At 64.3% G+C, this 26,558-nt stretch carries 27 protein-coding genes and 1 tRNA gene; 17 read left to right on the top strand and 11 right to left on the bottom strand.

Annotated features, from left to right (window positions below; all coding sequences use genetic code 11):
• Positions 1–230: 230 nt before the first annotated feature.
• Together Q0S16_RS14235 and Q0S16_RS14230 are read left to right on the top strand one after the other, a co-directional pair.
• Positions 231–446, top strand: a complete 216-nt coding sequence (locus Q0S16_RS14235; protein WP_295849275.1) for a hypothetical protein — start codon at positions 231–233, stop codon at positions 444–446.
• Entirely contained in the window at positions 443–676 is a 234-nt protein-coding gene (locus Q0S16_RS14230) for a hypothetical protein (protein ID WP_295849273.1), read from the top strand. The genes Q0S16_RS14235 and Q0S16_RS14230 overlap by 4 nt, the downstream gene beginning before the upstream one ends.
• Before the next feature lie 148 nt (positions 677–824).
• On the opposite strand, the gene Q0S16_RS14225 is transcribed toward Q0S16_RS14230, so the two are convergent.
• Complete coding sequence (locus Q0S16_RS14225) at positions 825–1,031, bottom strand: DUF465 domain-containing protein (RefSeq protein ID WP_295849272.1); 207 nt, start codon at positions 1,029–1,031, stop codon at positions 825–827.
• A gap of 242 nt (positions 1,032–1,273) precedes the next feature.
• Between Q0S16_RS14225 and Q0S16_RS14220 the strand changes: the two genes are divergently transcribed.
• On the top strand, positions 1,274–1,459 hold the full coding sequence (locus Q0S16_RS14220) for a DUF465 domain-containing protein (RefSeq protein WP_295849271.1): 186 nt from the start codon (positions 1,274–1,276) through the stop codon (positions 1,457–1,459).
• 217 nt (positions 1,460–1,676) lie between these two features.
• Here Q0S16_RS14220 and Q0S16_RS14215 read toward each other — a convergent pair whose 3' ends face one another.
• The gene (locus Q0S16_RS14215; RefSeq protein WP_295849269.1) at positions 1,677–2,780 is read right to left on the bottom strand and encodes an NAD(P)/FAD-dependent oxidoreductase; all 1,104 of its coding nucleotides are present in this window, start codon (positions 2,778–2,780) and stop codon (positions 1,677–1,679) included.
• A gap of 278 nt (positions 2,781–3,058) precedes the next feature.
• On the opposite strand from Q0S16_RS14215, the gene Q0S16_RS14210 reads away from it, so the two are divergent.
• The 4 genes from Q0S16_RS14210 to Q0S16_RS14195 are packed head-to-tail and all read left to right on the top strand — an operon-like array spanning position 3,059 to position 8,214.
• Positions 3,059–5,275, top strand: coding sequence for an EAL domain-containing protein (locus Q0S16_RS14210; RefSeq protein ID WP_295849283.1), 2,217 nt, complete (start codon positions 3,059–3,061; stop codon positions 5,273–5,275).
• A 49-nt stretch (positions 5,276–5,324) separates the two neighbouring features.
• Entirely contained in the window at positions 5,325–6,497 is a 1,173-nt protein-coding gene (locus tag Q0S16_RS14205) for an ABC transporter ATP-binding protein (protein ID WP_295849267.1), read from the top strand.
• Positions 6,494–7,405, top strand: a complete 912-nt coding sequence (locus Q0S16_RS14200; protein ID WP_295849266.1) for an ABC transporter permease subunit — start codon at positions 6,494–6,496, stop codon at positions 7,403–7,405. Before Q0S16_RS14205 ends, Q0S16_RS14200 begins: the two co-directional genes overlap by 4 nt.
• Positions 7,405–8,214, top strand: coding sequence for an ABC transporter permease (locus Q0S16_RS14195; RefSeq protein WP_295849264.1), 810 nt, complete (start codon positions 7,405–7,407; stop codon positions 8,212–8,214). Before Q0S16_RS14200 ends, Q0S16_RS14195 begins: the two co-directional genes overlap by 1 nt.
• Here the strand turns inward: Q0S16_RS14195 and Q0S16_RS14190 are convergent.
• A complete protein-coding gene (locus Q0S16_RS14190; RefSeq protein WP_295849262.1) occupies positions 8,209–8,706 on the bottom strand; it encodes a DUF4188 domain-containing protein in 498 nt (165 codons plus the stop codon). The two genes, Q0S16_RS14195 and Q0S16_RS14190, sit on opposite strands and share 6 nt — an antisense overlap.
• A 64-nt stretch (positions 8,707–8,770) precedes the next feature.
• On the bottom strand, positions 8,771–10,690 hold the full coding sequence (locus Q0S16_RS14185; protein WP_295849260.1) for an AsmA family protein: 1,920 nt from the start codon (positions 10,688–10,690) through the stop codon (positions 8,771–8,773).
• A gap of 281 nt (positions 10,691–10,971) precedes the next feature.
• Here Q0S16_RS14185 and Q0S16_RS14180 point away from each other — a divergent pair, with 281 nt between their 5' ends.
• From Q0S16_RS14180 to Q0S16_RS14170, 3 genes are all read left to right on the top strand, one after another.
• Positions 10,972–11,712: a CoA transferase subunit A gene (locus Q0S16_RS14180; RefSeq protein WP_295849259.1), complete on the top strand. Its 741-nt coding sequence runs from the start codon at positions 10,972–10,974 to the stop codon at positions 11,710–11,712.
• Positions 11,712–12,362 (top strand): CoA transferase subunit B, encoded by a 651-nt coding sequence (locus Q0S16_RS14175; protein ID WP_295849257.1) that lies wholly within the window; start codon positions 11,712–11,714, stop codon positions 12,360–12,362. The genes Q0S16_RS14180 and Q0S16_RS14175 overlap by 1 nt, the downstream gene beginning before the upstream one ends.
• 169 nt (positions 12,363–12,531) lie before the next feature.
• Complete coding sequence (locus Q0S16_RS14170; RefSeq protein WP_295849255.1) at positions 12,532–13,596, top strand: AI-2E family transporter; 1,065 nt, start codon at positions 12,532–12,534, stop codon at positions 13,594–13,596.
• Here the strand turns inward: Q0S16_RS14170 and Q0S16_RS14165 are convergent, their stop codons facing one another.
• The 3 genes from Q0S16_RS14165 to Q0S16_RS14155 all read right to left on the bottom strand — a co-directional run bounded on the left by Q0S16_RS14165 (position 13,597) and on the right by Q0S16_RS14155 (position 19,753).
• Positions 13,597–15,237, bottom strand: coding sequence for an iron ABC transporter permease (locus Q0S16_RS14165; protein ID WP_295849253.1), 1,641 nt, complete (start codon positions 15,235–15,237; stop codon positions 13,597–13,599).
• A 70-nt stretch (positions 15,238–15,307) separates the two neighbouring features.
• Positions 15,308–16,330: an extracellular solute-binding protein gene (locus Q0S16_RS14160; RefSeq protein ID WP_295849251.1), complete on the bottom strand. Its 1,023-nt coding sequence runs from the start codon at positions 16,328–16,330 to the stop codon at positions 15,308–15,310.
• Between the two features lie 168 nt (positions 16,331–16,498).
• The gene (locus Q0S16_RS14155) at positions 16,499–19,753 is read right to left on the bottom strand and encodes a PAS domain S-box protein (protein WP_295849249.1); all 3,255 of its coding nucleotides are present in this window, start codon (positions 19,751–19,753) and stop codon (positions 16,499–16,501) included.
• Between the two features lie 395 nt (positions 19,754–20,148).
• Between Q0S16_RS14155 and Q0S16_RS14150 the strand changes: the two genes are divergently transcribed.
• From Q0S16_RS14150 to Q0S16_RS14135, 4 genes are all read left to right on the top strand, one after another.
• Positions 20,149–20,520 carry a phasin gene (locus Q0S16_RS14150; RefSeq protein WP_295849247.1) on the top strand — a complete coding sequence of 124 codons (372 nt, stop codon included), beginning with the start codon at positions 20,149–20,151 and terminating at the stop codon, positions 20,518–20,520.
• A gap of 246 nt (positions 20,521–20,766) precedes the next feature.
• Positions 20,767–21,201, top strand: a complete 435-nt coding sequence (locus Q0S16_RS14145) for a phasin (RefSeq protein WP_295849245.1) — start codon at positions 20,767–20,769, stop codon at positions 21,199–21,201.
• A gap of 177 nt (positions 21,202–21,378) precedes the next feature.
• Positions 21,379–21,455 (top strand) — tRNA-His (locus tag Q0S16_RS14140).
• 194 nt (positions 21,456–21,649) lie between these two features.
• Positions 21,650–21,880 (top strand): hypothetical protein, encoded by a 231-nt coding sequence (locus Q0S16_RS14135; protein WP_295849244.1) that lies wholly within the window; start codon positions 21,650–21,652, stop codon positions 21,878–21,880.
• A gap of 24 nt (positions 21,881–21,904) precedes the next feature.
• Here the strand turns inward: Q0S16_RS14135 and Q0S16_RS14130 are convergent, their stop codons facing one another.
• A complete protein-coding gene (locus tag Q0S16_RS14130; RefSeq protein ID WP_295849242.1) occupies positions 21,905–22,549 on the bottom strand; it encodes a GDSL-type esterase/lipase family protein in 645 nt (214 codons plus the stop codon).
• Complete coding sequence (locus Q0S16_RS14125) at positions 22,546–22,752, bottom strand: hypothetical protein (RefSeq protein WP_295849241.1); 207 nt, start codon at positions 22,750–22,752, stop codon at positions 22,546–22,548. Before Q0S16_RS14125 ends, Q0S16_RS14130 begins: the two co-directional genes overlap by 4 nt.
• 30 nt (positions 22,753–22,782) lie before the next feature.
• Between Q0S16_RS14125 and Q0S16_RS14120 the strand changes: the two genes are divergently transcribed.
• Both Q0S16_RS14120 and Q0S16_RS14115 read left to right on the top strand, forming a co-directional pair.
• Positions 22,783–23,148, top strand: coding sequence for a hypothetical protein (locus Q0S16_RS14120; RefSeq protein WP_295849240.1), 366 nt, complete (start codon positions 22,783–22,785; stop codon positions 23,146–23,148).
• Positions 23,149–23,340: 192 nt separating this feature from the next.
• On the top strand, positions 23,341–24,021 hold the full coding sequence (locus tag Q0S16_RS14115; RefSeq protein WP_295849239.1) for a ParA family protein: 681 nt from the start codon (positions 23,341–23,343) through the stop codon (positions 24,019–24,021).
• A 119-nt stretch (positions 24,022–24,140) separates the two neighbouring features.
• Here the strand turns inward: Q0S16_RS14115 and Q0S16_RS14110 are convergent, their stop codons facing one another.
• Positions 24,141–24,320: a hypothetical protein gene (locus tag Q0S16_RS14110; RefSeq protein ID WP_295849237.1), complete on the bottom strand. Its 180-nt coding sequence runs from the start codon at positions 24,318–24,320 to the stop codon at positions 24,141–24,143.
• A 195-nt stretch (positions 24,321–24,515) separates the two neighbouring features.
• A complete protein-coding gene (locus tag Q0S16_RS14105) occupies positions 24,516–24,791 on the bottom strand; it encodes a metal-sensitive transcriptional regulator (protein WP_295849280.1) in 276 nt (91 codons plus the stop codon).
• A 169-nt stretch (positions 24,792–24,960) separates the two neighbouring features.
• Between Q0S16_RS14105 and Q0S16_RS14100 the strand changes: the two genes are divergently transcribed.
• On the top strand, positions 24,961–26,558 hold a 1,598-nt coding region (locus Q0S16_RS14100), incomplete at its 3' end, for a heavy metal translocating P-type ATPase (RefSeq protein WP_295849277.1).

Here is a 26,558-nt window from a genome sequence, read left to right as displayed (position 1 = left end):
GGCATGACAGGCCTCTCGGGTAAGTTTTGCTGAACAATGTTCTTATTATGTTCTTTGTCAAGCGAACAAACCCCGATGCAATAATTCGCCCAGCCAAAACGACGCTGAGTCGCTTACCGGGTAGACAGTAAATGTCCGCTGGCGCACGATAAGATATCCCCGGCTGCCCCTTGGCTTCGACCGGCGACAGAGAGTTCGGTAGCGCTCTCGCCTTCACACATGCGGATCACATGGCGCACTACAAGGCTTATTTCATAGGCCGCGATGGTCGTTTCATCAAAGCCAAGGACATCATCCAGGACGATGATCCGGCGGCTATCATCGCCGCGCGCGCAATGATTGGTATGCACGCCATCGAACTTTGGGAGCGGGATCGGCGCATTGTGCAGTTCGAGGCCATCAGGCAGGGCGCTCCCGACCTGCAACCATCCGGAGCGACGCCATGATCTATCGCGAGCATGCCTATTCGGTGGTTCAAACGAATTCCGCCGGTTGGACCTGGACGGTGCAGATGGAAGGTAGCGAATCCAGGACTGGTGCCAGCCATCGCCGAGAATCCGCCATCGGCGCGGCTTTCGCAGCGATCGACAAGGTGATTGAAGCCGGCGCGCGCCTGAGAGCCGTCTCCCACAATGTCGTTGATGGCCGCATGATCGCGAAGACCGCGACCGAGTAGCACCGCGCTGTCCGGCCGCGCAATACGGCCTCGCGCTCCAACAGCGTGCGCAGGGCAATTCCGGCATCCAGAGCCGGGTCTGGCTGACCGCGACGATCGGACGCCGTGCCACAAGGACGCCGGTGAGCCCCGCGCCATAGTGACGCGCTCAGGCGATGATGTCGGGTGTGATCTGGTCTTCGATGAAGGAAATCCGATCGCGCAGTTGCAGCTTGCGCTTCTTCAGCCGCTGCAGCCGCAACAGATCCGGCGCCGGCGATTGATGCAGGGCGTCGATTGCGACATCGAGGTCGCGGTGTTCTTGCTGCAGCTTCGCCAGCTCGGCCGGGAGTGCGCGATCTTCGTCGTCGTTCATGGCGCTAGCTGACTGGATTCGCGGGTTGTTGGCGAGAAAATTGTTTCGGGACTATCGCCGGTGCGCGCGCACCGTGCAAGCATTCGGTTCCGGCGATATGCCGGGTATTCCAGTCACGATTCGTTTCATATGCGGATCGAAATTAAAAATTCAATTTTCAAGACCCATCGACAGATGTCCACTGTCATGTAGACTTCATTGTCCACCGAATCCGAGGTTTAATCCTACCCAGGAGATTTCGAATGGCACTTCAGTCGCATCTCGTCGAACTTGAACGCAAACACAAGGTCTTGGAAACCGAACTGCACGAAGCTCTCGTACATCTATCTACAGACGATCTCCGTATTGTCGAACTCAAGCGCCGGAAGCTCATGGTGCGCGACGAAATTGCCAGGCTAAAGCTGGTTGCCAGCGAAACGCTGCATTAGCAGCCGAACCTTCCCCACCTGAAAATACGCGTGATGTCATTACCGGTCAGTCTCAACGCGATAGCTCGTTGAGTCCTGGCAAGGGATGGCTGCGAGTCTTCCCAGCGTATCTGCGACGAAGTGATCCGGTTTCCGGTGGACGGGCCGGGTTGCTTCGCGCGGCGTACGAGCAAACGCAAGGGTCGGCGAATCCGCCGCTGCCGGGATGCTGGTGGCGTCAGGCCGCGGCCATTGTCGCAACATGGTTCGCGATCGCCAATGAGGATGTCAGGCCGGGCGACTCGATCCCGAACAGATTGATCAGGCCCTTGACGCCGTGGCTTTGCGGACCCTGGATCATGAAATCCTGCACCGCGACCGCCGGCGGGACTATTTTAGGCCGCATCCCGGAATAGCTCGGCATCAACGCGCCGTCCGGTAGCTCGGGCCAATAGCGGCGGATCGCCGGATAGAATTTCTCGCTGCGCGCGGGATCGACGGCGTAATCGATGTGATCGACCCATTCGACGTCGGGGCCGAAGCGCGCCTGTCCGGCCAGATCCAGCGTCAGATGGACGCCCAGTCCGCCCGGCTCCGGCACCGGGTAGATCAGCCGGGAGAACGGCGCCTTGGTGCTGCAACTGAAATAGCACCCCTTCGCCAGATAGGCCGGCGGAATCAGGTCGAGCGGCATGCCGTCGAGGCCGCGCGCGATCGCGGTGGCCGACAGCCCGGCCGAATTGATCAGCAGGTCGCAGGCCAGCAGCATCGGCGCTTCGCCGCCAACCTCGACCTCGAAGCCGCCGGCGGTCGCGCGACCGCGCTCCAGCGGCGCCATGAAGGCGAAAGCAGCGCCAGCTGCCTCAGCTTCGCCGCGCAGCGACAGCATGTAGGAATGGCTGTCGATGATTCCGGTGGAAGGCGACAGCAAGGCGGCTTCGCAGCGCAGTTGCGGCTCCAGCGCGCGTGCCTCGGCGGCGCTCAGAACCCGCAGGTCATCGACACCATTGGCTTCCGCATGGGCCTTGATCGATTGCAGTTTGGCGATCTCGTCCGGACGGGTGGCGACGATCAGCTTGCCGGAATTGCGGTGCGCAATGCCGCGCGCGGCGCAATAGGCGTAGAGCGCCCGTCTGCCGGCGACACAGAACTCAGCCATCAGACTGCCGGCGGGATAATAGATGCCGGCATGGATCACTTCGCTGTTGCGCGACGAGGTCACGGTCCCGATCGCGTCCGCCGCCTCCAGCACGATCACTTCGCGTCCGGACTGCGCCAGTTGCCGGGCAATGGCGAGCCCGACGACGCCCGCGCCGACCACGATACATTCAACCTTGTCCATGCGCCGTCCGTCTGCTCGCCAGGGCTGCGAGTATGTGGCCGCACAACGCCCGAGATCGGCCGTGTGATATTAAGAGGGTATTAAGCATTCAAAAGATTTGAAGCAAATTTAGTCACATTTTGCGGTTGCAGCCGTATCCGTTTACCAGAACCAAATGCCTGCGGCGAGACACTCACTTGCGAATACGCGGGTGTATGATGGGTGGCAAGCAAGAGCAAATAGACAGCAAGGCGGTCATTTTCGCCTTGGCGTCTGCCTGTGTGATCGGCCTGACGATCATGACGGATCCGGCCTGGGCGGGCGGCGGTTTTTCATTGCCTCAATTCGGCGTCCACGCGGATACCGAGGTGATCTGGGAAAACCTGATCACCGCGCTGGTCGTGATCGCCTTCCTCGGCTCCATCGTGCTCTGGGTGGGATCGGTGCTGCGCTCGGTCAAGAACCAGCAGCGCCGCCGCAACGCCTTTGTCGGCTCGGCGCTGAACCATCTCGGCCAGGGCATCGTGATGCTCGATGCGCGAAAACGGCTGGTGTTCTGCAACGATCGCTATCTTGAAATCTATGGTCTGACCCGCGCGGAAATCCCGGAGAACATCACCGGGTCGGGATTGCGCGAACTGCGCCGCCAGCACGGCATGCTGGACGAGGTCAGCGACCGGCACTACCGCTACAGCAACGACGCCGACAGTTTCATCGCTGATCTGCCGGACGGGCGGCAGGTCCAGGTCAAGCTCAACCGGCTGCCGAATGGCGGGTCGATCGGCATTCACGAGGACTGTACCGAGCAGCGGCAGCTCGCCGGCGAACTGGAAAGCACCAAGAAATTCCTCGAAACGGTGGTCGATAACATCCCGGTTTCGCTGATGGTACAGCGGGTCAGCGACGGAAAATATGTCTTCGCCAACCGCGGCGCTGAAGTGATCCTGAACTGCCGGCGCGAGGATGCCATCGGCAGAACCGTTTCCGAGATGCTGAAGCCGGAAGAGGCCAGGCTGATCAACAATCGCGACCAGGCCGCGATCCGGAGCCGCGGTCTCATGGCCGAGGAGCACCCGATCAGCACCCGCGACGGATTGCGGCTGTTCCTGACGCGACGGGTCGCGGTCCCCGACGAGAAGGGCCAGCCGCAATATCTGATCAAGACCCATGAGGACGTCACCGACCGGCGCCAGACCGAGTCGCAGATGGCGCATATGGCCTATCATGACGGGCTGACCGATCTGCCCAACCGCGCGGCGTTCCTGAAGGCGCTGTCGCAGATGATCGATGCCTGCGCCGACGTCTCCGAGGAATTCGCCGTGCTGTCGATCGACCTCGACGGGCTCAAGGAAATCAACGACGTGTTCGGCCACGCCATCGCCGATCAGCTCCTGGTCCAGGTGTCACGCCGGATCGAGATCGTGGCGGGCGGCGGCGTCGTCGCGCGGCTCGGCGGCGACGAATACGGCGTCATCATCGATGGCCGGCAGCCGACGGCGGGCCTGGCCGTTGCCGAACGGATCGCGGCGACGCTGGCCGAGGAGTTCCTGATCGACGGCAAGACGGTGCGGACCGGCGTCACCACCGGCATCGCGCTGTTTCCGCGCGACGGCAGCAGCCCCGCAGCGCTGCTCGCCAATGCCGGCGCCGCGCTGTTTCGCGCCAAGGCGATGTCGCGCGGTTCGATCAGCCTGTTCGAGCCCGAGATGGATCAGCAGCTGCGCGATCGTCGCGCGCTGCACCAGGACCTTTCCGTGGCGATCCGCCATGGCGAGCTTTCGCTGCATTACCAACCGCAGGCGCGCACCGTCGAGGACGTGGTGGATGCCGACATCACCGGTTTCGAGGCGCTGGCGCGGTGGTCTCACCCGACGCGCGGACCGGTGCCGCCCGGAGATTTCATTCCGCTGGCGGAAGAGAGCGGCCTGATCGTCGAGATGGGCGAATGGATTTTGCGGCAGGCCTGCCTCGAGGCGGCGTCCTGGCCGATGCCGCTGCAGATCGCGGTCAATCTGTCGCCGGCGCAATTCATGCACGGCGATCTCGTCAATCTGGTGCATTCGATCCTGCTCGAGACCGGGCTGCAGCCGGGGCGGCTGGAGCTGGAAATCACCGAAGGCGTCCTGATCGAGGATTTCGAGCGCGGCGTGGCGCTGCTGCGGCGGCTGAAGGCGCTGGGGGTGCGGATCTCGATGGATGATTTCGGCAGCGGCTACTCGTCGCTGACCTACCTGCAGGCGTTCCCGTTCGACAAGATCAAGATCGACCGCGCCTTTGTCGTCAATCTCGGGCTCAATCCGCAATCGGCGGCGATCGTCCGGGCGGTGATCGGGCTTGGCCACGGGCTTGATGTCTCGATCGTTGCCGAGGGCGTCGAGACCCATGAGCAGCTGCGCTTTCTGGCCCATGAAGGCTGCGACGGCGTGCAGGGCTTCTTCATCGGTCGTCCCGCGCCGATCGCGCAATATGCCAGCCTCGTCGGCCGCCCGGCCGCGGCGGCGCGCAAGGCGGGATGACAGCGAGGCGACGGTTGAGCCGGCGACGATCCGCCGCTAGCGTGCGGCGATGACGAGTTTTGCTGATATCACGTCGGATCAGCCTGCGGCGACTCCCCCGCCGGTGGTCGCGGCCTATCCCGTGCCGCTGCTGCGCATCGAGGCGGTGACGAAGAAGTTCGGCCATGTCAGCGCTGTCGACAACCTCTCGCTCGACATCCAGGCTGGCGAGTTCTTCGCACTGCTCGGCCCATCGGGCTGCGGCAAGACCACGTTGCTGCGGATGCTGGCGGGTTTCGAGACGCCCGACAGCGGGCGGATCCTGCTCGACGGCGATGACATCGCGTCGCTGCAGCCGCATCAGCGTCCGGTCAACATGATGTTCCAGAACTACGCGCTGTTTCCGCATCTCACGGTGAAGGACAATATCGCCTTCGGACTGAAGCGGGCGGCGCTGGCGAAGCCCGAGATTGAGAGCCGCGTCGCCGAGATGGTGGCGCTGGTCAAGCTCGCCGGGCTGGAGAAGCGGCGACCGGATCAACTGTCCGGCGGCCAGAAGCAGCGCGTCGCGCTGGCCCGCGCGCTGGCGCGGCGGCCGCGGCTGTTGCTGCTCGATGAGCCGCTGGCGGCGCTCGACAAGAAGCTGCGCGAGGAAACTCAGATCGAATTGATGGCGTTGCAGCGCCGGCTCGGCACCACCTTCGTCATCGTCACCCACGACCAGGACGAGGCCATGACCATGGCCGACCGCATCGCCGTGATGGATGCCGGCCGGCTGCGCCAGGTCGCCAGGCCGCGGCAATTGTATGAAGCCCCGACGTCGCGCTGGATCGCCGAATTCGTCGGCGACATCAACATCATCGAGGGCGAGGTGACATTCCACGACGATCACCGGCTGACCATCGCCACCGCCGATGCCGGCACGCTCAGCGCGGCGGAGCCGCGGCAGCCAATCGGCAGCAAGCTGATCTGCGTCGCGATCCGGCCGGAAAAGATCCGGCTGTCGCGCCAGGCCCCGGCCTCCGACCGGCTTCATGGCGGCGGCATGAACAGCCTCGAAGGCGTGGTCAGCGAGGTTGGTTACCTCGGCGGGCTGTCGATCTACCAGGTCAAGCTCGACCGCGGCGCGACGTTGCGCGCGGCACTGGCCAACACGGCCCGGCTCGATGTCGATGCCTACAGTGTCGGCCAGCGTGTGGTGGCATGGTTTTCGCCGGATGATTGCGTGGTGCTGCCGCGATGATCGCGCGCCGCCTGTTCACGGCGCTGGCCCGGCGGGCTGCGATCGCGCCCTTGCTGTGGATGGCGTTGCTGTTCCTGGTGCCGTTCGGCTTCGTGCTGAAGATCAGCCTGTCGCAGACCGCGCTGGCGCAGCCGCCCTATCTGCCGCTGTTCGCGTGGACCGATGGCATCGCTGGATGGAAAGCGGCGCTCGCCGCCCTGTCGCTGGATAATTTCCGGCTGCTGGTGTCCGACGATCTCTACATCGACTCTTATCTGCGCAGCCTCGTTGTGGCGTTGATATCGACCGCGCTGCTGCTCGCGCTCGGCTATCCCGTGGCCTATGCGATGGCCCGGCTGCCGCCGCGCGCGCAGGGCCTCGCGATGATGCTGGTGATCGTGCCGTTCTGGACCTCGTTCCTGATCCGGATCTATGCCTGGATCAACATCCTGCAGCATGACGGTCTGCTCAACCAGATCCTGCTCGCGCTGCACATCGTCTCCGCGCCGGTGGTGTGGCTGTCGACCGACCGCACGATGTATCTCGGCATCGTCTATTCCTATCTGCCCTTCATGATCCTGCCGCTCTACGCCACGCTGGCGAAGCAGGATGGCGCGCTGCTGGAAGCCGCCAGCGATCTCGGCAGTTCGCGGCTGCAGGCGTTCTGGCTGGTGACGTTTCCGCTGTCGCTGCCCGGAATCGGCGCCGGCGTGCTGCTATGCTTCATCCCGATCGTCGGCGAGTTCGTGATTCCCGACCTGCTGGCGGGCTCGGATTCGATGATGATCGGCCAGACGCTGTGGCTGGAATTCTTCACCAACAAGGACTGGCCGGTCGCCTCCGCGATTGCGATCGTGCTGCTGGTTCTGCTGCTGCTGCCGCTACTGGTCTATGACCGGCTGCAGCGCCGGCAATTGGAGGCGCGGTGATGGCCCATCGCGGTCTGTCGCGCTTCAATGTCTCCGCGTTGGCTTTCGGCCTGGCGTTTCTGTACCTGCCGATCGTCATCCTGGTGGTCTATTCCTTCAACGCCTCACGGCTGGTGACGGTGTGGGGCGGCTGGTCGACGCGCTGGTACGGCGAGCTGTTCAACGACCGCGCCATGCTCGAGGCGCTGTGGATGAGCCTGCGCGTCGCGCTGCTCTCCGCCACGCTGGCGACGGGGCTCGGCACGCTGGCCGCGATGGCACTGGCCCGCGGCGAGCGCTTTCGCGGCCGCACGCTGATGTCCGGCATGCTATATGCGCCGCTGGTGATGCCGGAAGTGATCACCGGCCTGTCATTGCTGTTGCTGTTCGTGGCGCTGGACGCCGGCCGCGGCTTCTGGACCGTGACGCTGGCGCATACCACGCTGACGATGTGCTTTGTCGCCGTCGTGGTGCAGTCGCGGCTGGCGGGGCTCGATCGCAGCCTCGAGGAGGCGGCGATGGATCTCGGCTGCGCGCCGGCGCGGGCCTTTGTCGCGGTCACGCTGCCGCTGCTGTGGCCGGCGATCGCCGCGGGCTGGATGCTGGCCTTCACGCTGTCGCTGGACGATCTGGTGATCGCCAGCTTCACCACCGGCCCGGGCGCGGCGACGCTGCCGATCCGGATCTATTCCGAGGTGCGGCTGGGCGTGAAGCCGGAGATCAACGCGATCTGCACGCTGATCATCGGCTTCATCACGGTGCTGATCGTCGGCGCCTCGCTGGCGTCAAAGCTGTCGAGAGGACGCGGCGAGAGCGCGGCGCCGCTATAGGTCCGGCTGATCGCCGCCGTCGCCGCGGTTCAAGCGGCCTTTTGCCGTCCGGCGCCGGCCGGACGCCGGCTGCAGGCGTCCGGCGATGCCGAGGCCATAGGCGGGCATGTTGTTGTAGACGGTTTCATATTCGCCGGCGCGGACCAGATAGGTCTCGTGCCAGATGCCGACGTCGCCGTTACTGCCGATAGTCTTGTTGAAGTTTTTCCACGCCGGCAAATGCGCTTGGGATTGCGACGTGGCATAGGCCTGCAACTGTTCAAAGCTGCGCCAGTACTGCACCATCAGGGCCGAGTTCAGTCCGAAATGCCCGCGAGCATGAAGCAGGCCAAGCTCCGGATGCTTTCCCAGTTCGTCCAGCATGCGCGGCATGGCGGCGAACACCGGGGCCCACTTCCATATCTTCCACAGACGGTTGACCTGCACTCCGATCAGAAACACGACAAAGTCGCCATCGATCTCGGCCGACATGCGGGCCTGCGTTACGACCATCCGGGTGTCCCTTCGTCTTGCCCCGCCAAGCGGCGTGGCTGTCGCTGTTGCAACGACCGCCGGCTCAGTTCGCCTTCGCGGCATCCGCGGGCGCCGTTGCCGCCGGCGCGACGGCTGGTTTATCGGCTTCCGCCGCGGGCTTCGTGCCGCCGGTAAACCGGTCGAGTACCGAGCGTACCGCGTCGCGGGTCTTGCGGTCCTTGACCGCGTCGAGCAGCGGCGCGGCGCCGGGCGAGCGGCGGATCAGGCTTTCCGGATCGGGGAAGATCAGCGGATCGTCCCACGGACCCTGGATCACGAACGGCAGGTCGAAGCCGGGGGGCGCGTTTGCCACCGAGTTCAGGCTGGCGACGCCCTTGAAATCATATTCGCGCGCCGGCACCGAGGCGGTGCCGGTCAGGGTCAGGGTGGCGGCCGGGCCTTCGATCCGGATGTCGTCGGCGGTGGCGATACCGTCATTGAATTTGACGCTCATGTTGAGCGTCGAGAACGGCGTCGAGCCGGAGCGGAAATTGCCGGCGCCGGACAGCGGCCGGCGTTCCAGCCGCTTCAGGAGCTGTTCGACATTGAAGCCGCTGATGGCGCCGTCATGGCCGGTCAGGGTGGCGGTGCCGTCGAGCGATTGCGCGAGGCCGAACGGCGACGAGCCGGAAGCTTCCAGCGCCATGCCCAGATTGCCGCGACCGGTGAGCTTGTCGATGCCGAACAGGTCGGAGGCCGTGGCCTGCAGGTCGACGTCGGTGAACTGAAACTGCGCCTTCACATCGGCCACGGCATCGGAATGCGCGATGCCGAACGAGCCGCGGACAATGCCGCCATACATCTGCGCTTCGCCGATCGACAGCGCCAGCGTGCCGTTGCGCAGATTGGCGCCCAGCGCGGTGCGTCCCAGCACCGAGGAGCCCACGGTGACCTTGGCGGCCGAAAGCCGCATGTCGAGGTCGGTGGTGGAGAGCGTGTTGAGGTCGAACAATTGCCGGTTCCAGTCGCGCGCGCCGGAGGCCAGCAGACGGACCGTCGAGATATAGGGCGTGAAGTCGAGCGCGCCGGCGGCCAGCGTCGCCTGCAGGGTCTGGCGGCCATTATTGCTGTAGGTCATTACGCCTTCGGCGAGATTGCGGTCGAGCTCGACATTGACGTTGGTCAGCGCCACCGAGGCGCCGACCAGACTGGCGCGCGCTTTCAGCGCGAAGCGGCCGAAACCGCCATTGCCGGGAGGGGCCTGGCCGATCCAGCGCATCGCATTGCGCAGCGACAGGCTGTCGGCGGTCAGCGTGCCCTCCATCATCAGACTGGCGCGGTTGGCGACAGTGCCGTCGAAGGCGACCTTGATCGGCGCGCTGGTGATTCGGGCCTTCAGGCCGGAGCGGTCGCCGGACAGGGCGGCGATGAAATCGCTGACGCTCAGGCTGCCGTCGACGCGCTCGCCGCGCCAATCGAACTGGCCGGTGGCGGCGAAGGAACGCGAGATCGACGGCCAGGCCAGTGACAGGTCGATGTCGTCGAGCCGCTCGGTATTGCTCGGATCCAGATAGTCGAGCACGCCGTCCTGGATGCGGATTTCAGAGAACGACAGCGGATGGTCGGCATCCGGCCGCATGGTGCGGGCAATGTTGTCGATGAACGGCGTCCAGTTGCTGTTGCCGGCGGCGTCGCGGCTGACGCGGATGCGCGGCCGCAGCATCATCACGTCGGCGATCTCGAAGCGCTGCATCAGCAGCGGCAGCAGCCGCAGATTGGCGGTCAGTACGTCGACCGACAGCGCCGGATCGATGTCGCCGCCGCCGCGCAGCCCGACCTCGTGGAACGAGACATAGCTACCCGGAAATACCGACACGTCGACGTCGCCGCTGACAACCAGGTCCAGTCCAGTCACGGCACGGATCTGCGCCTCGACGGCTTCGCGCAGCGCGTCACGGTTGAGCAGCCAGGACACGGCGAACAGCCCGATCAGCGCGGCGCCGAGGAGCGCCACAATCGGCATCCCCAGGCGTCTTATTCCTTGGGCACTCGTCAATGAACTATCCGGGTTGGTTGAGGGGCAAATCCGGAGAGGGCGTCTTTGTCTGTGCGCGCCCCGCTTCCAAAGCGGCAACTTGATCGGTTTTCTTGACGCTTTCAAGGCCGTCGCCGGGGTGATGGGGTCGCAGCCGGGTGGAAAACGGGGGCTTTGATTTGACCTGTTGCGGCGAATTCGCCTAATAATCCCGGACAATAAGACCGGCTTTCAAGCCATTCAGCGCATCCCTCACCAGGTTGATATTTATGAACAAGGTCTATCCCGACGCCAAATCGGCTCTCGCAGGCATTCTCAAGGACGGCATGATGGTCATGTCCGGCGGGTTTGGCCTGTGCGGCATCGCCGAGGCGCTGTCGGATGCGTTGCGCGAATCCGGCGTCAAGGATCTCACCGTGGTCTCCAATAATGCCGGCGTCGACGGCATCGGCCTGTCGCGGCTGCTGGAAACCCGCCAGATCAAGAAGATGATCTCGTCCTATGTCGGCGAGAACAAGCTGTTCGCGCAACAGTTTCTGGCCGGCGAGCTGGAGCTGGAATTCTCGCCGCAGGGCACGCTGGCCGAGCGCATCCGCGCCGGCGGGGCCGGCATCCCGGGTTTCTATACCAAGACCGGCGTCGGCACGCTGATCTCGGAAGGCAAGGAGACCATGGATTTCAACGGCGAGACCTACATGCTGGAGCGCGGGCTGTTCGCCGACCTCGCGATTGTTCATGCCTGGAAGGGCGATACCGCCGGCAACCTCGTCTACCGCAAGACCGCGCGCAACTTCAACCCGATGATGGCGACCGCCGCCCGGATCACCGTCGCGGAAGTCGAGCATCTGGTGCCGGCGGGCGAGATCGATCCCGACCACATCCACACCCCCGGCATTTTCGTCAAGCGCATTGTCGAAGTCGGCACCGCGCAGAAGCGGATCGAACAGCGCACCACGCGCAAGCGTCCGGGCGACGCTACCCCCGCAGCAGCAACCGGAGTTGAAGTCTGATGGCCTGGACCCGCGATCAAATGGCCGCCCGCGCGGCCAAGGAGCTGAAGGACGGCTTTTACGTCAACCTCGGCATCGGCATTCCGACGCTGGTGTCGAACTATATTCCCGAAGGCGTCGACGTGCTGTTGCAGAGCGAGAACGGCATGCTCGGCATGGGCCCATTCCCCTATGAGGGCGAAGAGGATCCCGATTTGATCAATGCCGGCAAGCAGACCGTCACCGAACTGCCGGAGACGAGCTATTTCTCGTCGGCGGATTCGTTCGGCATGGTGCGCGGCGGCCATATCGACCTGTCGATTCTCGGCGCCATGCAGGTGGCGCAGAATGGCGATCTCGCCAACTGGATGATCCCCGGCAAGATGGTCAAGGGCATGGGCGGCGCGATGGATCTCGTCGCCGGCGTCAAGCGCGTCGTGGTGGTGATGGAGCATTCCGCCAAGGACGGCCCGAAGCTGCTGAAGAGCTGCAACCTGCCGCTCACCGGCACCAGGGTGGTCGATATGGTGGTCACCGATCTCGCGGTCTTCACCATCGACAAGCACGGCCATGACGGCATGGCGCTGATCGAACTCGCCGATGGCGTCACCCTCGACGAGGTCAAGGCCAAGACCGAAGCTGAATTCCGCGTCGCGCTGACGAACGCGTAAGCGGCAAGTCCCGTTTCCCGGACGCGGTGCGGCATTCTTGTGCCGCTCCGCGGATCCGGGATCCCGGTTTTCCGCGCAATACCGGGACCCCGGATCAGCAGCGCACCACGTCGCAAGTGCGACGTAGTGCGCAGCATCCGGGGCACGCGCTCTCACAGACCGAGCCCCCATGCGCGATCGCCTCGAAGACAAGTTCTTCCTTATCCTGATCATCGTGGTGTCGCTGGCCTTTGGCTGGATACTGGCCTCGTTCTCCGGCGCCATCCTGTGGGGTGTCGTCATCGCCATCATGTTCGCGCCGGTGTACCGCTGGCTGCTGCGCAAGATGCCGGAGCGCCGTACGCCGGCGGCGCTGGCGATGATCATGCTCATCGTTCTGATCGTGATCCTCCCACTGGCATTGATCGGCGCATCGCTGACGCAGCAGGCCGCGACGGTGGTCGGGCGGATCAAGTCGGGCGAACTCGATTTCGTCAAATCCTTCCAGCAGATCCTCGACGTGCTGCCGGCCTGGGCCACCGGCCTGCTGGACCGCTTCGGCGTCGCCAGCCTCGGTGACATGCAGACAAAACTGGCCGACGGCCTCGCCAAGGGCAGCCAGACCATTGCCGCGCAGGCGCTGACCATCGGCCAGAGCACGTTCGATTTCGTCCTCGACCTCTGCATCATGCTGTATCTGCTGTTCTTCCTGTTCCGTGATGGCGACAGACTGGCCGGCCGCATCCAGGACGCGATTCCGCTGGCGCCCGGCTTGCGCGACGAATTGCTGGAAAAATTCACGGTCGTGATCCGCGCCACCGTGAAGGGCAGCCTGCTGGTGGCGCTGGCGCAAGGCGCGCTCGGCGGCGTGATCTTCTGGATCCTGGGCATCAACGCGGCGTTGCTGTGGGCGGTGTTGATGGCGTTCCTGTCGCTGCTGCCGGCGATCGGTGCCGGGCTGGTGTGGATGCCGGTGGCGGTCTACCTGCTGGCTACGGGAGCGTTCTGGCAGGGCGCGATCCTGATCGCCTATGGCTTCCTGGTGATCGGGCTGGTCGACAACATCATGCGCCCGATGCTGGTCGGCAAGGACACCAAGTTGCCGGACTATATCGTGCTGATCTCGACCCTCGGCGGCATCCAGGCCTTCGGTCTCAATGGCTTCGTGATCGGTCCGGTGATCGCGGCGATGTTCATCGCCGCCTGGCAGATATTCTCGAAGTCCCGGAACGATCAAAGCCTCGCCGACGCGTAATCACACCGGCCCCCGCGGCACGTCGGCAAAACGCGTCAGCCATATCACCGGTCCGACGCTGGCCGCCACGATCAGGAGTGCCGCCAAGGCGCCGTCTTCGAAACTGCCGCGGCTGGCATATTGGTAGATCGAGGTCGCCAGCGTCTCGACATTGAGCGGTCGCAGCAGCAGCGTCGCCGGCAATTCCTTCAGGCAATCGACAAACACCACGATCGCCGCGCCGTACAGCGCTGGCCGCAGCAGCGGTAGTTGAACACGGCGCAGCGTCGTCCATTCGGGCGCGCCGGCGGCCCGGGCGCTGTCGTCATAGTCGCGCGGAATCCGCTCGAAGCCGGCCTTGATAAAACCGGTCGGCACGGCGAGAAAACGGATCACATAGGCGATCACGACGGCGGCGCCGGAGCCCACCATCACGAGGCCCGGCGACATCAGGCCGAGCCAGGCAGCCAGCGTGTTGAGGGCGCCATCGATCGCCAGCACCGGCGTCAGCAGGCCGAGCGCCAGGACCAGGCCGGGAAGCGCGTAGCCGGTCTGCGCAACCGCCAGCGAAAAATCGGTCAGCCGCGAGGCGCGCCAGCGCTGCGCGACGATGACAATCAGGCCGAGCAGCAGCGCGATGCCGGTGGCCACCGAGGCCAGCGCGATCGTCTGCCACGCGTCGCGCCACACCGAAGTGTCGGCCGAAAGCAGCCCGCGACGAAGCGTCTCGCGCAGCAGGTAGAGCAGCGGCACCGCGAAGCCGAGCAGGGCCGGCAGCAGGCAGGCCAGCAGAGCGAGCCAGGCTTTGACGCCGGTGAGTTGCGTGCGCGGCGCCAGCCGCGGGTTTTCCGCCGAGAACTCCACGCTGATTTCGCGGCGGCCGAACCGCTCCATGGCGATCAATACGGCGACGATCGCCAGCATGAACAGCGACAATTGCGCGGCACCGGCCAGGCTGCCGCGGTTCAGCCAGGTGGTGAAGATCGACACAGTCAGCGTCCGCACGCCGAGATATTCGCTGGCGCCGATATCGTTGAGCGTCTCCAGCGATACCAGCGCCAGCCCGATCGCCAGCGCCGGGCGCGCCATCGGCAATGATATCAACCGGAACGTGGTCCAGCGACCGGCGCCGAGCATTTTTGCCGCCTCGGCAAATTCGGCGCCGCGGTGCTGGAAGCTCGCTTGCGCTGACAGGTAGACATACGGGTACAGAACGAGGCCGATGATCAACACCGCGCCGGGCAGCGAGCGCAGGTTCGGCAGCCAGTTGATCGCGTCACGCAACGGGATCGCCGTGGCAAGCGCGCGGTGTACCAGGCCGAGCGGCTCGAACAGGTCGACATAGACATAGGCGGCGAGATAGGTCGGGATTGCCAGCGGCAGCGGCATCAGCCAGAGCAGCAGCGCGCGGCCGCGAAAGTCATGCGACGAGATCAGCCATGCCGAGCCGGTACCGATGCCCAGCGCAACGATCCCGACCCCGATCAACAGCAGGGCCGTATCGTGAAGCGCCTGCGGCAGCACATAGGCGATCAGATGCTGCCACAGTTCCGGCTCCGGCTGCAGCGCCAGCAGCGCGATGCTGATGACGGGCGCCGCGACGGCCAGTGCGGTGACGGCGGCGATGGTGGTGGCGACCAGTGGAATACGGGAGTGGGTCACGAGTGATATTTTCTTTCCTTCTCCCCCAAGCGGAGAGGGGAAGGAAGAAGAGCGCTCCGCGCCGTTATCCTCAATTATCAAACCCGACCTTGTCGACCAGCGTCGCGGCGGCCTTGCGGTTGGCGGCGATGCTCGCGATCGGCGTCGGGTCGGCACTGAGCTTGCCATAGCCGGCGATGGTCGGATTGAGCGTGATGCCGGCGCGGACAGGGTATTCATAATTGGCGTCGGCATACATCTGCTGCGCCGTTTCGCCGACCAGCCAGTCGATCAGTCGCAACGCATTGGACTTGTTCGGCGCATGCCGGGCCAGCAGCACCGCGGAGAGGTTCACATGGGTGCCGCCGTCGGCAAAAGTAGGCAGGATCACCCGGGTGGCTTCCGCCCATGGCTTCTTCTCCGGATCGGCATTCATCATCAGCGCCCAGTAATAGGTGTTGCCGATGCCGAGGTCGCACTTGCCGGCGGCCACGTCGCGCGCGGTCTCGCGGTCGCCGCCCGATGGTTTTTGCGCGAGATTGTCCTTCACACCGCGCAGCCATTGCTCGGCTTTCGCCTCGCCATGCCGGGCGACATAGGCAGCGAACAGGCCGTTATTGTAGATGTGCTGGCCGGAGCGGATGCAGATCTTGCCCTTCCACTTGGGGTCGGCGAGTTCCTCATAGGTGATGGCGCTTTGCGTGACGCGGTCCTTTGACGCGTAAATCACCCGCGCGCGCATCGAGATGCCGGCCCACTGGCCGGCGGGGTCGCGATATTGCGCCGGCACGATCTTGTCGATGGTTTCCGACGTGATGGTCTGCGTCACGCCGGCCTGTACGGCGTCATCGATGCGCCCGATATCCACCGTCAGCAGCACGTCGGCCGGGCTGTTGCTGCCTTCGGCCTTGATGCGCTGCTCGAGGCCGGAAGAGGCCGAAATCACGTTGACCTTGACGCCGGTGTCCTTCGTGAACGCCTCGAAGATCGGCTGCACCAGTCTTGTTTCGCGATAGGTGTAGACATTGACTTCTTCAGCGGCACGCAGCGCCGGGGCGCCAAGCGCGATGAAGGCGACCGCGGAGGCCGCGGCAAGAATCTGGCGTGGGATCATGAACGGCTCCGGCAAGGCTGCGACAATGCCGAATGGAGTAGCGCAGCGGACCGCACGGCGGGCGTGACGGAATGTCGCGATTCGCCGGTTCTAGAGGGATTCCAAGCGGCGGGAATATGTGTAGTTACACTTCCCGTTCCTTCTCCCGCAGGGAGAAGGACGTTGTCGCTACGCTTTCACCATGGCATTGGCGAACAGCACTTCGATCAGCGTGCCGGCGCCGGGCGCGGTCTTGATCTGGAAGCGGGCGCGGTTGGCTTCGACCAGCGCCCGGGTCAGCGACAGGCTGACGCCGGCCCCCTCCGATGACTGATCGGCCGGGGCGTGGTTGCTGAACGGCTCCAGCGCGGCGGCGAGTTCGCTGTCATTGAGGCCGTGCCCGGTGTCGCGCACCCGCAGCACCACCTCGCCGAAATCCGACAGCGCGGTGGAGACGATCACCTGGCCGCCGGGATTGGCGAGGTGGATCGAATTGCCGATCAGATTGAGCGCGATCTGGCGCAGCGCGCGGGCGTCGGCGACGATGGTCGGCAGTTGATGCGCCAGCGATGTACGAATGATGATGCGGCCGCGGTTGGCCTGCGGCTGCATCACCGCGACGCATTGCTCTACCATCTCGTTGAGGTTCTGCGTGGTGAAGGCGAGGTCGAGCTTGCCGGTCTCGATCCGGCTGAGGTCGAGGAGGTCGTTGACGATGGCGATGACGCGCTCGCTGGACGCGCGGATGTCCTTCATGTATTCGCCGTAGCGCTCGTTGCCGAGCGCGCCAAAGCGTTCATCGATCATCACTTCGGCGAAGCCGATGATGGCATTGAGCGGGGTCCGAACCTCGTGGCTGATCCGCGCCAGCACGTCGGCCTTCGCGGTAGCGGCGCGATCGGCCTGGCGGCGTGCCTGCAGCAACTCGCTCTCGGTCTTCTTGGCCTGCGTCAGGTCGCGGAAGACGGCGAAGAAATTGGCGCCGTCCGGCCGGGTGCGCCCCATCGTGATCGACAGCGGGATCAGGCCTCCGGCGCGGGTCTGGCCGAGCGTTTCGCGGCCATGGTCGAGCAGGCTGGCGACGCCGGCCTCCTTGACGGTTTCGAGATAGTTGCGGACCACGCGGTGGCTTTCCGGGGCGAACAGATTGGTGATGTTGCGCTGGGTCATCTGTTCGCCGTCGAAGCCGAACAGCGCCTCGGCGCTGCGGTTGCAGGCGGTGATGTTGCCTTCTTCGTCGAACATGATGACGCCCTCGGCCGTGGTATCGAGGATCGCCGCCAGTTCCTCCGCATCGATCTGGCCGCCAGCCGATTCCGTCGCCGGCATGACAGCTACGGGGGTGGCGCGCGAAGCGGAAAAGATCAGCGCATGTGCCGGCTGGTTGTCCCAGCTAATGGTGAACAGCCGGGCTTCGGCGGCCGTCGGTGCCGCGACACCCGGGTTGTTTTCGGTCGCCGAGATGGTCACCGCCGTGCCGCCGTCGGAGGTGCTGCAGGCGCGCGATACATCCGGTGCCACATACAGCGCATCGAGACCGCCGGCGTCTTCCAGCGCCTGTAAAGTTGAAAAGTTCATCCGTTCCAGAAACGCCGGATTGGCAAACAGCAGGCGATCGAGCCGGTAGATCAGCACGCCGACCGGCATCAAATCGAGCAGGGTGCGATCGCGCTGCCACTCGCCGCGCGCGGGCGGCGGCGGCGTCATCAGCCAGTTTGGCGGGTTCTGCCGCGCGGACAGCGGCCGCGGGTCGGCGTCGGCCGCTTCGACCCGCGGCGGCTCGCGCTGGTCGGTGGTCAGACCGGTCTCGGCGTCAAGCCGCTGCGACAATTGTCGCGCCAGCTCGTTGAAGGCGCTGTTTTCGACCGGCGTCAGCGCCGGCGATCTCGGATCACCGGGACGAAACTGAACGACGTTCTCTGGGGTTTCCAAGGCTTGGTCTGCTTCTGGTGAAAGTGTTTCGGGTGGGGAGGCGTTGGTAACGAGCGTAACCGGCTCGTCGAGGCTGTCGCCGACCGGCCCGCTCTGGACGACATCGGCAGATAATGCGCTGGGCGGTGGGCCGGGGACGATCTCGGCGCGACGGGCCTGCGTCAGCTGCGTCAGGCCGTCGAGGTCGCGGCAGATGCCGAATCCGCGATAGCCGGCGAAATCCTGCTGGCGGTCAAACACCGGAACGCCTGAAAGTTCAACCGGCAACCGGCCGCCGCCATCCACCGGCCACCGCAGCGTGACGCCGGTCCAGGTCTCACGAGCCGCCAGGACCCGGGCCATCCGGTTGTCAGGATCGAGCCCGAATTCCGTGTCGATTTCCCGCCACGCGCGGCCGTCAGCGGACGCTGCGCGCGGGCCGATCAGGCGGGTGAATTCACCGGACACAAACGAAAAGCGATCCTCGGCGTCGATCTGCCAGACAAAGCGCAAGGGCGTCGTGCGCGGGTCGATCGGGGGGAGCTCGGGCGCCGGCTCGTCGGCGACGGCTTCGACATAGGGAGATGGCTCGCGCGGCGCCGGATCATCAGCCTGCGCGATCGTCTCGGCGATCACCGATTCCAGATCCGGACCAGCTTCGAAGACGTTGGCATCGCGGGCACTCGCCGGCTCCGCCGCGACGGTGGCTTCGCTCGGCATCGCGGCTTCGCTTGGCGCGCTGGGTGACAGAGCAGGTTCAACCTCGACGACCTCGGCCAGCATGGCCGCGGCTTCTGTCGCCGTATCGGTCGGCTGCTCTTGGACGGCGCTCACGGGGTCGGTCTGGTCATCGATCCCGGCTTCATCCGGCGCGGGGTACAAGGCGCCGGGCGCGATCAGCGCGACCAGGCCGACATCGGCGCCGCTGCCGACACGCCGTAGCACCATGTGACCGAAGCCGATCGGGATTCTGACGTGGCCGTCTTTCAGCGCCTCGGCGCGCGCGGTTTCAAGGCCGGCATCGGACAGGCTACGAAAGCCGAGCAAGGTGCGGGCCGCCGCGCTGGCGCTGACGAACATGCCATCGCGGGCGAAGGTGGCGATCGGCATGTCGAGCCCTTCGACCAGATTTTGCAGCCGTTCGACCAGCGGCATGCCGCGTCCGCTCGGCTCGGCGGCCACGACCAGAATGCCTTCGCCGCCACCGGCAAATGGCAATCGGCTGCAGGCGCAGGTCATCAGGCCGCCCAATGCCGCGCCAAATCCGCGCAGTCGCTCCAGCCGGACCGTGCCAGCCGGCGAAAGCCGGGCAGCCAGTTGTGCCATCTGGCGTCGATGTGAATCGGCGGGACTGACCGGTCGCGTGAACAGCTCCGCTGCGTTGCGCGCGCCGAACAGTCGTACGCCGACCGGGTTGGCCCACAGGATTCGCCTGCCGTCCACCGACCACAGCCAGGCTGGCTGGTTGCTGGTGGCGTGCACGGCCAGCCTGGCGTCATCGACGCCCCGCAACTGGAATTCGGCACTGTTCATCTGCACTTCATGGGCTGACAGGGTGGGCGCTCGCAGGGTTCGGGCGGCACGCTCGCCGCGCAGACCATTAAAAATTTAACACTTTTTTTAGTATCGCGCGCGCCGGTCCACAGGTCCACGCTCTCGGCTGTTTCACACCTTTAAAACCCGGGTAACCTTAATTCCGCCAGCCATGAATGGCTCCCCGGTCTCTCGATTTTACAAAGATTTTACGAGTTCTTGCGGCTTTCGATGCTTCGGACCGCCTTCGCGTTGCCAGTTGCAAAACAAAAACAATGGTTCACGATGCACCCGCGGGGCAGGGCAACCGCGTCACACCGGTGATGTCTGTCATCGTTAGGGTCAAGGAACACCAATCGAGGCTGGATGGCTTCGTCAACGCATGGGAGTGGGATATGAGCGACAAGTTCGAAATTCCGAAAGAAATGCGATCGATGGCGGAAGCTAGCTTTGAGCAGGCCCGGCAGGCCTTCGAGAAGTTCATGGCCAGCGCGCATAGCACGGCCACCACCATCGAGGATCGTGGCGCCACGGTGCGCGCCGGCGCCAAGGATGTCAGTGCCAAGGCCATTACCTTTGCCGAGAATAACGTCGCGGCGTCGCTGGATTATGCCCAGCAGCTGTTGCATGCGAAGGACCTCGGCGAGGTGATGCGGCTGCACAGCGAGTACGTGCAGGGCCAGATGCGATCGCTGGCCGAGCAGGCCAGCGAGATGGGCCAGATCGTGAGCCGCGCCGCCACGGAAGCGGTCAAGCCGACCAGTTAGCGGCAGCCAGGCACCTTTTTGGTTGCGTTATGTGTGGTATAATACCATGACGTGCGCTGCTGCCCGTCTGCTATGCAATTGCGCGGTGCAATATTCTGTTGCATCGCACAAAACGGACATGATATTACTTTTATCATGTCCAGCGCCTTTTAAACAGGCGTTTTGACTTCCAGCGGGCGTCAGCAGGGACGCTGCCGACAGCATCTGCGGGACGCAATTCATTCGATCAACCGAAGGATGCACGTCATGGCCGAATCGACCAATCCATTCTCATCATCCATAATTCCGTTCCAGGTTCCGGAGCAGGTTCGCGCATTCGCCGAAAAGGGCGTCTCGCAGGCCCGCGAAGGCTACGCGAAGCTCAAGGACGCCGCCGAGACCCATAACAGCACGGTTGAGGCTGTGCTCGGCAGCGCCACCAAGGGCGCGACCGATTATTCGACCAAGCTGCTCGACATCATGAAGACCAATACCGGCGCCACGCTCGATTTCGCGCAGGAAATGGTCGGCGTGAAGTCGCCGTCGGCGGCGATGGAGCTGTTTACCTCGTTCGCCCGCAAGCAAATCGAGACTTTTACCGGTCAGACCAAGGAACTGGCTGAACTGACCCAGAAGATCGTCACCGAGACCGCCGAGCCGATCAAGTCGGGCGCTGCCAAGCTGTTCAAGCCCGCGGCCTGAGTCAGCGGTCTGAGCCGCGCCGCTGCCACATTGTCAAAAAAGCCCGGGTCATTGGCCCGGGCTTTCGTTTGCCGGCAAAAATCGTGATTGATGGTCGCTCGGCGGCCTTGCCAAAGCGCACCGTTGCACCTAGTTTCCCGGCTGTTCGCGACCTTGGTTTCAGGGGCGATCAAGGATGCAGTTGTAGCTCAGTTGGTTAGAGCGCCTGTTTGTGGAGCAGGAGGTCGGTGGTTCGAGACCACCCAACTGTACCACCCTCATCCCGGATTGTGGCGTGATGCGGTTTTGGGGCATCCGCCTTGTGCGATGTGTCACCTGACACATTGGGTTCTCAGGCGCTGGCGTTTGACTGATCCAAAAATGTCCTGCCACCTTCCGCTCGACGTCTGCCACGCGGGAACCGCGATCACCATGCTCCGTTACCTTGCGAACCAGCAGGGAGCGCGGCATGGCCGACCAGCAAATCAGCGACGCCGGCATTGCCGTAATGTGTGACATCGCACGCGCCTCGGGTCTTGATCTCGACGACAACAAGCAATTGGTACTGGATCGCCTAATCGCCGGCGGCCTCGTCGAAGTCGCGCAGCCCGCCAGGCCGGTCGAGAGCATCAGATTTGCCCTCACCGCGGATGGACAAAGACTGCTCGATGCGCGCGGCGTCGGCGCTAACGAGTCCTGACAGGCCCGGATGGCCGTTGCCCAATCAGGCTTTCTTGCAAAGCGACGTTTCGATTCCGGACAGCAGCGCCTGGAACCATACGGCATAGCCGGCGGGGTTGAGGTGGATGCCGTCCACGGTGTGCGGCGTCGGCATTTGCGGCGGCGCGATGAAGGTTGCGCGATGCTCAATGGCGAGCGACCGCAGCGCCATATTGTAGCTGGCGATCACCGCGTCGAGTTCGGCGCGCCGCGTCGGCGACGACGTTTCCGCCGAGGTTACCGCCATGATGCCGAGGCGCCGCGTCGAAGGTGCCAGTTCCGCCAGTATGGCCTGATAATTCGTCCGGTATTTTTCGGCGCTGAATGAAGCGGTGGCGTCGTTCAGTCCCAGCGATACCACGATCATCGCGGCCTTCTTGCCAGCCAGCGCCTTGTTCAGCATGTCCGGCAGGTTGCTCGCCGTGGTCGAGCCGGCAATGCCGGCATTGATGATGGAACGCCCGCAGGCCGTATGCGGCAGCGTGGCATATTCGACGATGCTGTCGCCGAGAATGATGACGGGATCGTCGACCTGCTTCAGCGCGGCCTTGATCAGCAGCGGACGTGGCGGCACGGCGTCTCCCTTCGGCCAGGCGATCCAGACGCAGAGCGCGACCAGAACCACGATCGCAATCCTGATCGGGTTCACCGTGGCGGGATCGCGGCAGGGTGGTTCAGCGGCGGATGTTCCGATTTCAGATTCATGCCCAATCCCGTCTGACATTTGCTGCGCTGGAGAAACAACATGGCCGTCGCAAATGCAAGCTGTGGCGCCGCGGCAAGTTTGTCAGGGTGTTGATGCGAACCAGGGACGACGTGACAAACTGACACCTTGGCCTTGTCGATGTTCATCTCCATTTGCGGACGGCAGGGAGTGCCATTTTGACCACACGAAACGAAACGGATTATCGCGCGGAGATCGACCGGCATTTTGCGTGGTTCGAAACCAAGCTGCCGCCGGGGCCTGCGAAATTCGCCGGCTGGCTGCGCAAGCCGACGTCGAAGCTGGTACGCGTTCCGCTGGCGCTATTGCTGGTGCTGGGCGGCATCTGCAGCATTCTGCCGGTACTCGGGTTGTGGATGCTGCCGCTCGGCCTGATCCTGATCGCGCAGGATATTCCGTTTCTCGAGAAACCGGTTGCGCATTTTCTCGGCTGGCTCGAGCGCAAATGGACCGAGCGGCAACGTGCCAGGGCCGAAAAGCGAACCGCGCAAGAACGCGTCAAGAACATTGACCGCGTCGGTTGATATCAAGCGAGGCGATGTGGTTCACAGCGAACTATCAATGACACATTTCGATTTGCCGCGTCACACGGTGTGACTCAAATGAAACTTTCACGATAAATCCGTGTTGTCGCCGGCAATTCCCCACAGATTTGCCTTTAACGAATCAGGCCGTTGATTCATTTTCGAGTCCGGGGTCAATCTGGAGGCAGACATATGAATGTAATTGTTTTCGCATCGCGCAAGGGCGGATCGGGCAAGAGCACGCTGGCCGCCCACCTCGCCGCCCAGGTTCAGAAATCATCCAAGAAATGTCTGCTGATCGATGCCGACCCGCAGGGATCGCTGACCCTGTGGCACAAGCTTCGCGGAACCAATGAGCCGGCGTTGAAGATTGCCAATCGCTCGGTGACGGAGATCATCAACGCCGCTCGTCGCGACGGCGTCGAATGGGTCTTCATCGACACCCCGCCGAATGTCTCCGCCGTTGTTGATGACGCCATCAAGAACGCCACCATGGTGGTGATCCCGGCGCGCCCCGGCGTGTTCGACGTCAATGCCGTGCAGGACACCATCCTGAACTGCCGCTCGGCGCGTAAGCCCTACGCCGTCGTCATCAACGGCGCGCCGGCGCGCCGCGACGAGGTCGAAAGCCCGATCGTCAGCGTGGCCCGCGAAGCGATGGCCAAGTTCAAGGCCCCGGTTTGGTCTGGACAGATCACCAACCGCGCCGATCTGCTGCTGGCGCTGGCCGAAGGCGACGGCGCGCGGGAATATGCCGCCGAGGGTCGGGCGGCCGGCGAAATTGCCAAGCTGTGGGCGGCGATCGAGCGCTCGATCCGGGCGATCCGCGGTACGGTTTCGGCCAGCGGCGCGATGCACAAACAGGCGGCCTGATCGACCGCTGTCGCAGCCAACAAAAAAGACGCGCCGGTCCGGCGCGTCTTTTTGTTGTTCGTCGTTGTCGTCAGGCCCGCCGGGCCAGCGGCGCCGGATCGGCGACGCTGTGGTCCGGCCTAGCGCCTTCCGTGATGTAGCGGAAAGTATCGATCGCGGCCGGCCGACGACACCGCGATGGCCGGGTTCGCCGTGATGGTCACGGCGCTCATCGCGGTGAAATGATGGCTGCGGATCGTCAGGGGCAACAGCGCAGCACCGCCGATCTTCCAGCGCTGCTGGTTGCCGCGCAGGCCCACCGGCAGCGGCGATGGCGCCGGCCATCACACCGAGCCCGATCAACGTCACCACCAGTGCCGGCGGCGAAATCTAGCGTGCGACCAGTTTTCGGGCGCAGTCGTATTGCCCGGAGGTATGCTTGGTGCTGTTTCGGCTAAGTCGCGAGCGCTTGCTAAAGATGGATCAACGTTGATTGCAAGTCGAGGCGCGCGGCCTCAGCGACTGGCGCGGCTGAGTACGTCCATCAACTCGGCGATCTTCCTGCGCTGGTCGGCCTTGTCGCCGGACGAAATCGCGTGTTCGACGCAATGCGCTATATGGTCCCGCAGGATTTCTTCCTCGACCCGCCGCAGCGCGGCCTGAGCGGCCGCGATCTGGGTGACGATGTCGATGCAGTAGCGGTCGTCCTCGACCATTCCCGCGAGCCCGCGAACCTGGCCCTCGACGCGTTTCAGACGTTTTAAACATGAAGCCTTGATCTCGCTGCGCATAAGTCTCATATACCCCCCTAGGGTATATAGATCAAGAGGGATTGCGATGGTGAAGGACGATCACGGACATCAGACCGCGCATGGTCAGGGGCACGTCCATGGCCCCGGTTGCTCGCACAGCCACATCGACGAACCGACGACCGCGCGGCTGCTCGACCCTGTCTGCGGCATGACGGTGGATCCCGCCGCCGCCAAGCATCGCTTCTCTTACAAGAACCAGGATTACTTCTTCTGCTCTGGCCGCTGCCGGGAGCGCTTCGCGGCTGATCCCGACGCTTTTCTGAAGCCAGGACCGTCCGCGCCGCCGCCGCCTCCGGGTACGACCTACACTTGTCCGATGCATCCCGAGATCCGGCAGATCGGCCCCGGCAGCTGTCCGATCTGCGGCATGGCGCTGGAGCCGGAGCAGGTCTCGCTCGATGACGCGCCCGATCCCGAACTGATCGACATGACCAGGCGGTTCTGGGTCGCGCTGGCGCTGACCGTGCCGGTATTCGTGCTGGAGATGGGCGCGCATCTCGGCATTATGAATCTGGTGTCGCCGGTAACCTCGAACTGGATTTCATTCGTGCTGGCGACGCCGGTGGTGCTGTGGGCCGGGACGCCGTTCTTCGTGCGCGGCTGGCGCTCGGTGGTGACGCGGCACCTCAACATGTTCACGCTGATCGCGATGGGCACCGGCGTGGCCTGGGTCTACAGCGTCGTCGCGACGCTGGCGCCGCGATTGTTTCCGCCGGCATTTCGCGATCATCATGGCGCGGTCGCGGTGTATTTCGAGGCGGCGGCCGTGATCATCGTGCTGGTGCTGCTCGGCCAGATCCTGGAGCTCCGCGCACGCAACCAGACCTCCGGGGCGATCCGCGCGCTGCTCGGCCTGGCGCCGAAGATCGCCCGACGCATCGGCCCGGCGGGCGACGAGGATGTCGCGCTCGATTTGATTGTGGTCGGTGACCGCCTGCGGGTACGGCCCGGCGAAAAGATCCCGGTCGATGGCGTGGTGACCGAGGGCCGCTCGTCGGTTGATGAATCCATGGTCACCGGCGAGTCGCTTCCGGTCAGCAAGGCCGAAGGTGCGCGGGTGATCGGTGGCACCGTGAACCAGAGCGGCGGCCTGGTGCTCACAGCCGACAAGGTCGGCCGCGACACCATGCTGGCACGCATCGTCGATATGGTCGCCAAGGCGCAGCGTTCGCGCGCCCCGATCCAGCGTCTCGCCGATCAGGTCGCCGGCTGGTTCGTTCCGGCGGTGATGCTGGCGGCGGTGCTGGCTTTCGTGGCGTGGGCCGCATTCGGGCCGGAACCGCGCTTCACCTTCGCACTCGTCGCGGCGGTCACGGTGCTGATCATCGCCTGTCCCTGCGCGCTCGGCCTGGCGACGCCGATGTCGATCATGGTCGGGATCGGTCGCGGCGCCCAGGCCGGCATTCTGGTCCGCGACGCGGCGGCACTGGAGCGGCTGGAGACCGTCGATACTATCGTGATCGACAAGACCGGTACGCTCACCGAAGGCAAGCCCAAGGTGGTGGCCGTCACATCGGCACCGGGTTTCGACGACAACGATCTGCTGCGGCTGGCCGCCGGCGTCGAGCAGGCCAGCGAACATCCGCTGGCGCAGGCCATCCTGCAGGCGGCAAAGCAGCGCAAGCTGAAGCCGGGCGACATCGCGGAATTTTCCTCGTCGTCGGGCAAGGGCGCGTCGGGCCGGGTCGAGGGCTGGCAGGTCGCGCTCGGCAATGCGATGCTGATGGCCGAGTTGAGCGTTGATAC

This window comes from Tardiphaga sp. (assembly GCF_025356345.1).
Classification (GTDB): Bacteria; Pseudomonadota; Alphaproteobacteria; order Rhizobiales; family Xanthobacteraceae; genus Tardiphaga.
This window is presented reverse-complemented; position numbering and strand designations above follow the sequence as displayed.